The 9335-nt window shown below is 28.9% G+C and carries 9 protein-coding genes; 3 read left to right on the top strand and 6 right to left on the bottom strand.

Going from position 1 to position 9335, the window contains the following annotated elements:
• The first annotated feature begins 96 nt into the window (after positions 1–96).
• The 3 genes from VJ881_08115 to VJ881_08105 all read left to right on the top strand — a co-directional run bounded on the left by VJ881_08115 (position 97) and on the right by VJ881_08105 (position 4259).
• Positions 97–1335 (top strand): glycosyltransferase, encoded by a 1239-nt coding sequence (locus VJ881_08115; protein HKL76017.1) that lies wholly within the window; start codon positions 97–99, stop codon positions 1333–1335.
• A gap of 17 nt (positions 1336–1352) precedes the next feature.
• Entirely contained in the window at positions 1353–2684 is a 1332-nt protein-coding gene (locus VJ881_08110) for an oligosaccharide flippase family protein (GenBank protein ID HKL76016.1), read from the top strand.
• Positions 2685–2813: 129 nt separating this feature from the next.
• Positions 2814–4259, top strand: a complete 1446-nt coding sequence (locus VJ881_08105; protein ID HKL76015.1) for an asparagine synthase-related protein — start codon at positions 2814–2816, stop codon at positions 4257–4259.
• Here VJ881_08105 and VJ881_08100 read toward each other — a convergent pair.
• The 6 genes from VJ881_08100 to VJ881_08075 all read right to left on the bottom strand — a co-directional run.
• Positions 4210–5064, bottom strand: coding sequence for a hypothetical protein (locus VJ881_08100; protein HKL76014.1), 855 nt, complete (start codon positions 5062–5064; stop codon positions 4210–4212). The genes VJ881_08105 and VJ881_08100 overlap by 50 nt on opposite strands.
• A gap of 116 nt (positions 5065–5180) precedes the next feature.
• Positions 5181–5648 (bottom strand): hypothetical protein, encoded by a 468-nt coding sequence (locus VJ881_08095; protein HKL76013.1) that lies wholly within the window; start codon positions 5646–5648, stop codon positions 5181–5183.
• 2 nt (positions 5649–5650) lie between these two features.
• On the bottom strand, positions 5651–6958 hold the full coding sequence (locus VJ881_08090; protein HKL76012.1) for a polysaccharide deacetylase family protein: 1308 nt from the start codon (positions 6956–6958) through the stop codon (positions 5651–5653).
• Positions 6959–7005: 47 nt separating this feature from the next.
• Entirely contained in the window at positions 7006–7542 is a 537-nt protein-coding gene (locus VJ881_08085) for an acyltransferase (protein ID HKL76011.1), read from the bottom strand.
• Positions 7535–8551, bottom strand: coding sequence for a GNAT family N-acetyltransferase (locus VJ881_08080; GenBank protein ID HKL76010.1), 1017 nt, complete (start codon positions 8549–8551; stop codon positions 7535–7537). The genes VJ881_08085 and VJ881_08080 overlap by 8 nt, the downstream gene beginning before the upstream one ends.
• A 15-nt stretch (positions 8552–8566) precedes the next feature.
• A partial coding sequence (locus tag VJ881_08075; protein HKL76009.1) for a sulfotransferase occupies positions 8567–9335 on the bottom strand: 769 nt, incomplete at its 5' end.

Genomic DNA, 9335 nt, shown 5'->3' with positions numbered 1-9335 from the left:
GAAAGTTATAGATTTATATAATAAGGTTTGAATAAAGAAATTAAAACTAGAGTCTTAATCATAACGTACTACTGGCCCCCGAGTGGTGGTGCGGGGGTGCAGCGATGGCTTAAATTTGCGAAGTATCTGCCCGAATTTGGTGTTGAGTCCGTTATTTATACTCCCTCAAATCCTGAAAGTCCCGTTGAAGACAACTCTTTATTAGAGGATATCCCATCTGACATACAAGTCATTAAACGCAAAATTTTTGAACCCTATTCTTTTTATAAAGTTTTTACGGGAAAAAGTCAAAAACAGAAGGTGAATGCAGGGTTTATTCAGGAAAATAAAAAAACGGGTTTTTTAGAATCCATTGCAGTTTGGATACGAGGAAACCTGTTTATTCCCGATGCCCGGAAATTCTGGGTCCGTCCATCGGCAAAATTCCTTAAGAAATATATTGCTGAAAATCAAATAGACACGATTATATCAACAGGTCCGCCTCATAGCATGCATTTAATAGCATTACAATTAAAAAAGGAATTAAATATTCAATGGATTGCCGATTTTCGGGATCCGTGGACCAAGGTAGATTACTATCATTTGCTGAATATAGGCAAGAGAGCAGATAAGAAACACCGAAAATTAGAACAACTAGTTATCCGGTCTGCTGATACCGTTTTGACTGTAAGCCAGTCATGGGCCAAAGACCTGGAGCAACTCGGAGGTAAAAATGTAAAAATTATTACCAATGGTTACGATGCTTCGGACTTTAAAAATACCCCCAACCAGGTGGATGATGAATTTAGTATCGTGCATATCGGAACGATTCATAAGGAAAGGAATCCGCATAACCTGTGGATGGTTTTACAGGAATTGTTGCATGAAAATCCTGATTTACAATCAAAATTAAAGATTAAGCTGATTGGTAAAGTAGATTTTTCGGTGATTGAAGAGATGAAAGCGCATGGGTTGGAAGAGTTTACCGAGCGTATTTCTTATGTTCAACATAGTGATATTCCTAAGCAGATGATGCGATCGAGAGTACTTCTGTTATTGATTAGTCGCTTTCCCGGCTCCTCCGGGATGATTCCCGGAAAAGTATTTGAATACCTGGCCTCCGGCAGGCCGGTATTAATGCTCGGGAATACACAGGGAGATACTGCCCGTCTAATTCGGGAGATGAGGGTAGGAGAAGTGTGCGAATATGAAGATGCTGAACAGATAAAATCAGCTGTTATTCATTTATTTAAGCGTTATCAGGCCAATACTGATTCTGTCGAATCAGTAGATATTAAGCAGTTTGAACGAAGGGAGTTAACCCGGTCGCTGGCTGAGGTTATTCATGCTTTGTAACCCAATAAAAGCAATGTATGTTTAAAAAAATCCGTGCTTCGGAATTTTATAAAAATATTTTAACCTTAGTCAGTGGAACTGCTATTGCTCAGGCTGTTCCAATAATTGCTTCTCCTTTTTTAACCAGATTGTTTTCTGTTGAAGAATTTGGTGTTTTAAGTTTATTTAATAGTATTTTGGCAATTACAGCTGTAATTGCACCGTTAAGCTACGACAAAGGAATAATGCTCCCCAAAAAAGATAAGGGAGCTATAAATATGTTAAGTTTGGCAATACTAAATATTATCGTTTTTTCTATTCTATTAGAAGTTGTTATTTTTTTTTTTAATACCTCTATCTCTAAAATTTTTAAAGTAGAATCAATAGGATATTGGTTATATTGGATACCCTTAGCTGTTTTTTTTAGGGCTTTATATCTTTCAGCAGTACATTATAGTAATAGACAAAAAAAATATAAATTAATTGCAAGGTCTCGAATAATTCATTATTCATCTACTTCAGGAGGACAAGTTACTTCAGGGTTTTTGTCATTTGGAGAATTTGGATTAGTAGGATCCTCTATAGTAGGAATCTTTGTGGCTTTTAATTTTATTTTTTTCAAAATTGGAAAAACGATAAGAAAAAGTTTGCACTTAATTTCCTGGACTAAAATAAAATATCTGGCAAAAAGATATGTAAAGTTTCCTCTTTATTCAATGCCCTCTGCACTTTTAAATTTACTTTCAGTTCATATTCCAATATTTGTTTTGTCTGCATTTTATTCTCAAGAAGTTATAGGTTTATATGGTTTAGGACATAGAGTATTAAATCTTCCCGTGTATGTTATAGGACAATCTGTAGGTGATGTTTTTTTTCAAAAGATTTCCGAGTTGAGAAATGACCTAAAGGCTCTTTCAGAGACAACTTTCAGTGTTTTTCGAAATATGCTTTTAATAGGTTTAATCCCCATAGGTACATTAACTTTATTTGGAGGAGAAATTTTTGCATTAATTTTTGGAAATGAATGGTATATTGCAGGACAGTATGCAGAAGTTTTGAGTCCATGGATATTAATGGTGTTTTCAACATCTCCTTTATCACGTATCTTTTTTGTATTAGAAAAACAAGATAAAGGTTTTTTATTTAATGTAATTTTAATAATCGTTAGAGGACTTTCTCTATTTATCGGCTGTTTATTGTTTTCGGATGCATATTATACAATTCTCTTGTTTTCTATCGTGAGTACATTGGCATGGATGATTTTTGCCATTTATATTCTGCGTCAAGCACGAATTCAATATAATCGAATTATTAAGCTCTTTTTATTTATTGGGTCGATATTTATAATTATTTTGTTAATAAAATTATAAAACATGATTGAAGTTTCTGTTATAAATCAAACCGGCTATTCATGGGCGAAAAATGAAGAAAAAACTATTTGGGTAAAGGGTTTTGCTATTTTTAAAGAACAATTATTGGGAGCAAAGGAGTTAATTAATATGCTAGAGGATCTAGCGGATAAGGATGATATAATAAAGAAAGTAAGATTATTGAATGGTCTTTTTACAATCATTATTAAATCTAAAAAGGAATGTTTTTTAATATCAGATATAACAAGAACTTTTCCTATAGTTTATTATCATAATAACAAGAATTGGATTATAACAGATAATGTTAGTTGGCTTCGTAAAAAGTATAATTTAAAAAAGGATGATTCGAGTTGTAAGGAATTTTTAGCTTCTGGACTAGTTACTAAAAATAATTCTTTATTTCAAAATGTATATCAAGTCCAGTCCGGAGAAATTGTTTCAATTAATCAGAATAAAGTTAATTCTATAAGATATTATATTTTCCCTCAAATGAAGGAAAAATTTGATATTTCATTTAAAGAGAATAGTGATAGGTTAAAAAATGTTTTAGATGACTTAGGAGAAAAGTTATTAAAACAATTAAATGGTAGAACAGCAGTGATCCCTTTAAGTGGAGGGCTAGATTCTCGTCTTATAGTATCTTTATTAAAGAAAAAAAGATATGAGAACGTTATTTGTTTTACTTATGGAAAATATAACAGTTTTGAAGTAAGACGATCCAAAAAGATTGCAAAAAAACTAGGATATCCCTGGTATTTTATACCTTATGATGATGAAATATATGATAATTTTTGTAGTTCTAAAGAATTTTATGAATATACTGAATATGCTTGTAATTATTTATCTATTTTTAGTATTCAAGAATATTTTGTTGTTAAGCACTTGAAAGAAAGAAAAATATTGCCTTTAAACTCAGTATTTATTCCAGGTCACGCAGGAGATTTTATCGCAGGAAGTCATTTAAAAGAGCGATATAAACTAATAGATAATAACCCTGATTTGCTCAAAGCTATTGTTGAAAAGCATTATCAATTAAATAAAACATCAGAGTCCCAGGAAGTAGCCAAAAAAATTATTTCTTTCCCATTTAATGAACAACCTTTTTTTAATATGTTAGAACAATGGAACTGGCAGGAAAGACAGAGTAAGTTTATAGTAAATGCCTGCCGAAATTATGACTTTTTTGGGTATGATTTTTTATTACCATTATGGGATAAAGATTTAGTAGATTTTTTTAAGGAACTTCCTTTTGAGTTAAGGTATAGAAAGAAACTTTATGAATATGTTTTATTTAAATATTATTTTAAATCTTTGGATATAAAATTTGAGAATAATTTAAAAAAATGGTTACTTAAACTTTTTTTAAGATTATCAGAAAATATTTTCTTAACCACGTTTCTTAAAAAATACCGAGATGTAAATAATACAAAACAAAGAGATTCTCAAATGTTGAAATGCATGAATTTTAAGCCGATAAAATATAAGAATAGTAACTCCCTTAATGTTTTATGGTTTTTAGAGAAGTTTATGGAGATTGATTTTGAATTAAATTGTCAAAATGATTATATTTCTTAAGGGTTAAATTTATATTACTGTATAAATTATAAACCTTAATTTTTTTTAAAAGTTTAATTATCTTTTGTTTAGGACAGGGATTAATTTTCAATTTAAGCACTTTTTTGTTATTATCCGATAAGTAATAAATAATTTTATTATAAAGAATATTGTTATGAGAATCTCTAAATTTTCTATTTACACTTAATAATAAAGTTAACAAATCTCTAGAATTAAAAGGAGCAATAACTGTTCGTTTTAGTGATTCAGATTCAGTTTTTGATTTAGCAGCCCAGTTACCCATTTTTTCTTCCCAATAAAACATATCTAATAAATTATAATTTAGTTTTTTGAATATAGTGTTGTTTTTGGATAAATATTCACTATATTGTTTTATAGGGAAAGTGTGAATTGAATAGCCATTAAGGATAGATAAATCTTTGGGTGTGATATTTTTTTTGTATCCGAAATAATTTCGGGCAACCTCACTAATTTTTCCACTTAAATATACATGATTTTTAAATATATTCCCTGTAAGATTTAAATAACGTGGAAAATCAATACTTTTTGTATATTCCTGACTAAATTCATTTTTTTCTTTTTTCTTGATTGTTATTACATGAAATTCTTTTTTATAAATTGAAGTTAATTGTTTTGGAATTGAGATGTCATAATGGTTGCCTGACATATTTTTCTTTTTTAACACATAATATTTTGAATCAGTATCTAAGCTGGCTAAAAATAATATTCTGCTGTCATATCCTCCTGTTACTGCAATTGCTGTTTTGTGCCTTAATGAAATAGCATCAATATAATCTTTAATCATTAGGGATGCTCTTTTTGCTACTTCATCTAACGGAAGTTCTTGTATTATACTAACAGGATAAAAGCGAATCACATTTTTTTTATTAATATTTATATAGTGGTTTGGTTTTAAGTGTTTTATGTTTTTTGTATGTGTAGTATCACCAATAAATAAAAATTTTTTGCTATTGGATCATTATGTGGAAGTGGTTCAATTATCTCTGATAAAAGTTTTGGTTGTGAACCAAAACAAGTGAAATTTATATCATAGTATATTTCAGATTGTGCACTTGTGTCATTAAAAATAATAATTTCATCATTTTTTCTGTAAATTAAAATAAATTCACCGCAATATCTAGAAATATTTGAGAACAATTCTTCTAATGTATTCAAACAAACTAATTTGTCAATTATTTGTTTGTTTGAAAATTGAGGATTATTCCAATCAAAAATAGAACCCAATAGGCTTATTTCTATTTGTTTATATGATGAGGATGTGTATTCTAGTTCAGGATGATAAAATAAATTAAAATTATATATTTTCTTTTTATCCCAATTTAATTTGAAAGTTCCCTTTTTAGTGAGTAAAAATTGTTTCCTATACATATTTAAATTATGTTTTTACCAAAAATAGAAGCTCCATTTTTTGAATTAATAATTTTTAATAGTGAAATATAAAAATTTTTTATTCCCGGATTTAATATTTCATCAAAAAAACCATTATGCCAAAGCAAGGAAAAGACACCATTAAATTTTATCACTTCCTTTAAAATCTCCCTGACAGATTCAAAAGCATCATCCATACCTAGATTTCTGTATTCAAATAAGGTTGCATCCATAACATTAAGTGGTATTTCCCAGGTTTTAAACGGACGGTCTTCCTTAAAATTGTAGAGTTTAAAAGGGAAACAGTATGAATTTCTAAAACCTTCATGCTCTGCAAATGCTAACGAAGTATCATAGGCCAAACCAGCCTCCTCATGGATGTAGGGGGTGATACTCATATCAAAAATAAGCCGATGTTGTCTTATGCCTGAAACAGTAACCCCTGAAGCCTTCTCTAATTCAGCGATATTGGATTGTAAAAACTTCAGCCGGGTAGCCGAACGGTTGGTCCCATGTATTCCAATCTCACAATTTTCTGCCTTTAATTGATTAAAAAGGTCATGTACTCTTTTTTCGTGAAATGAATAATAAGCGTCCTGGTGTTTAAGGTCCTTTGGTAAAAAATAAAAGGTAGAAGTAAAATCAAATTTTTTTTCAAGGTTCCGTAAAAAATCGAAATCCCAGTTTGGGTTTTTTCGGGTAAAAAGATAATGGAACAGGTATTCAGCAACTTTTTGTATTTTCCTCGAAAAGGGAATCTCTTTTTTAGCCAACCCAAACAATACTTTCATATAATAAATAACATCATAGATGTTATAAGTGTCAATTTTATCCACATCATGCGATAAAAAGAATGCAAAAGGGCTGAAAGGCTTTTTTCTTTTTAATTCCAGGTTATGAATTTTGCAGAATTCTTCTAATCCTTTAATTATAAAGTCAAAATAGTAATTGACCACCGGTTTTTTTATAATACCCAGTTTCTTTTGAATAGATAACTCATAAGGGAAACGGCCAAACCGGTCTTTATATTCCGGATTTAATTCCTGGTATCCCGAAAGCAGGTAAAAGGCTGATTTAAGCAGGTCGTGATGAAAGATTAGATTGTTGTTTTGATCAATGGAATATAAATCCTGATTGTTGTTCATAGGGAACAGAATCGGAATATCTTTAACCCATAAAATATTTTCGGAATTTAAGTTTTGTGCAGATAGTGTGAAAACGATTTTATTTTTTAAATCAGAAGATAGTTCTTTAGAGGTAGTAAAAATAAAGAGTTTCTTTATATCATTTAACTCAATGCCATGACTCAAATGTTTCAGGATGTACTCTATTTTAGCTTTATTTAAGACAGTGTTCATTAAATTGGTTTATAATCAGATATCTCTTTAATTATTTTTGCAGGATTACCCCCTAAAACAATATTCTTTTCTTTAAATGACTTAGTAACAATTGCCCCGGCAGCAACAATTACATGTTCTCCAAGTTCTACTCCAGGCAGTATAGTGGTGTTGGCTCCAATCCATGAGTTTTTGCCAATTTTTATAGGATTGGTCTTTTCATATTTTTGGAAATTATCAAGACAATGATTCATTGAAATTAATGAAACCTTAGGTCCAATCCATACATTTTCTTCAATGATAATTCCGTTTCTTCCATCAATATAGCATCCCAAAGCCATACCCGGATTTCTGGTTCCTTTAACTATTTTTTTAGGAGTTCTAACCTGACTGGTAAAATGAACTGGCCAGGGAACGTTCCCATTAATTCTTAATATTTTTTGCCAATAGAAAAATTTAAGAAGCACAAAAGGATGAAAAGATTTATTAGAAAAATTTTTGCCTCCAAAAAGTTTCAGAAAAAGATATACACTATTAAAAATAGTTTTTTTAATCATTTATAATTTCTTTAATTTTAAATAATATTTTGGGAATAATTCCGTTAATTTTTTTTACTGCATAATATGGTGTAAGCTTAAAATTGTAATTTGATTTGTATTTAGCGATACTATCTGTATTTGCGCCAACAAAATCAAAAAACTTGCAATTGAGCTGATTTAATTTGTCCAGAATATTATAAAGTAGAACCTGGTTTAATCCGGTATTATATAAGTTGTAATTTCCACCTGCTAACCAATAAAAAGCTGTTGATTTATCCATTAAAATAATATTTGTATAAACAGGGATTTTATCTTTATAAATATTGCAAAGAAGAAGACTATTATTTGCATTTAGGATTTTTATAAAGGAATCAAAATCCTTAAAATTCAGAAAGCCTTTTTTCTGGTTATTTTTATGCATACTTTGTAAAAGCATATAACTTGTTTTGATTTCATTATCATTGAAATCAAAATTTAATTTATAATTATGTTTTAATCCTTTTTTGATTTGCCTTTTTAAAGATGGATCAAAATATTCGTATAATTTATCAATATCTGTTATTTTTTCCGTATAAGTATATTTTATTTCTTCGGAAAACCCATTCCATAAAAAACTTCGGATATCCTTGAAACTTGGAGGAAACTGTAACGTAATGAATTTTAAATTTTTATTTAGAAAGGTATTAATTTTTTCAATTATTAAAAATTGAGAGTTTTCTTTTTTCGAAATATATTTTGTTTCCCTTGTTTTAATTAAAATACTGTTATAAGGTGTAAGAATTGGTGGTACAATTATTGGAATTAAGAAGAATTTATTTTTAACACCAATGGCAACTCCGGCAATTAATTCTTTATTCTTATCAAAACATCCAACTATTCGGAATGTTATATTTTTTTGATATTTATAAATATTTTCAAGCCAAAAAGATTTATTAAAAATACTACCATCTTCGCATTCATCAACAAACGAATCCCAAACAATATATTCTGTTTTATCTAAATATCGAGTTGTGTATTTACTTGGCATTTACTTAATGATTTTTTAATTATTCCAGTCAAATCTAGTACAATTATTTTTAATTTGGTCAAAATCTTTTTGATCGATTTTTATCGTATTTTCTGATTGAATTTTAATATCTGATAAATCTCCTTTACTCCTTGTATTTATAAATCGTTTTAATAAAGCGATTATTGCTTTTGGATCTATTATAAGATCTTCATAATTTATCTTTATGATGTTATTATTATTAACGGACTTTAAATCTTCCATTATTTGTTTTTCAATATAATAAACTTGATTTACTGCTTGTTCAGCTAAGGATAAATTTAGTAGGTTCTGATAGTTTTTTGGTTTTACAGACCACCATTCCAGAGGAGATAATTTCTTTCGTGCTTTATAAATTGATTGGGCATTATATTCTGGTAATCTTTTTATAAAAATAAACTTTGCCGAAGGGAAAATCTTAATAAGAGGAAGTATACGTTGAGATGTCATTAAATTTTTAATAATTAAAGGTTTTTGTTGCTTATTGATGATAGCATAAAAATGTTTTCTTATCTGTTTTACTTTTTTGTCAGATAATGAATCTTTTTCAAAATAAATTTTCTCTTTAGAAAACCATTTATACCAAATTGGTCCACCTTCACTTGGAGCGTTTAGCCCAAATTTTTTTGTATTCCCGTAATTGGATTGAAAATTGTTATGCTTTTTGTTTTTATATAATAAATTGCTTAACCAAAAACCAAAAAATAAATTTTCTCTTGATAAATGAATTAAATTATTAATGTAACTAACATCAAAAAAATTAGTA

The sequence above is a fragment of the Halanaerobiales bacterium genome, assembly GCA_035270125.1.
Taxonomy (GTDB): Bacteria; Bacillota; Halanaerobiia; order Halanaerobiales; family DATFIM01; genus DATFIM01.
The sequence above is the reverse complement of the archived record's forward strand: the minus strand, read 5'-3'. Positions and strand labels throughout refer to the sequence as shown.

Bases quoted from the DNA above. Each gene is read 5' to 3' on its own strand.
- VJ881_08110 (HKL76016.1), top strand. From the start codon at position 1,353: ATGTTTAAAAAAATCCGTGCTTCGGAATTTTATAAAAATATTTTAACC.
- VJ881_08105 (HKL76015.1), top strand. From the start codon at position 2,814: ATGCTAGAGGATCTAGCGGATAAGGATGATATAATAAAGAAAGTAAGA.
- VJ881_08100 (HKL76014.1), bottom strand. From the start codon at position 5,064: ATGATTAAAGATTATATTGATGCTATTTCATTAAGGCACAAAACAGCA.
- VJ881_08095 (HKL76013.1), bottom strand. From the start codon at position 5,648: ATGTATAGGAAACAATTTTTACTCACTAAAAAGGGAACTTTCAAATTA.
- VJ881_08085 (HKL76011.1), bottom strand. From the start codon at position 7,542: ATGATTAAAAAAACTATTTTTAATAGTGTATATCTTTTTCTGAAACTT.
- VJ881_08080 (HKL76010.1), bottom strand. From the start codon at position 8,551: ATGCCAAGTAAATACACAACTCGATATTTAGATAAAACAGAATATATT.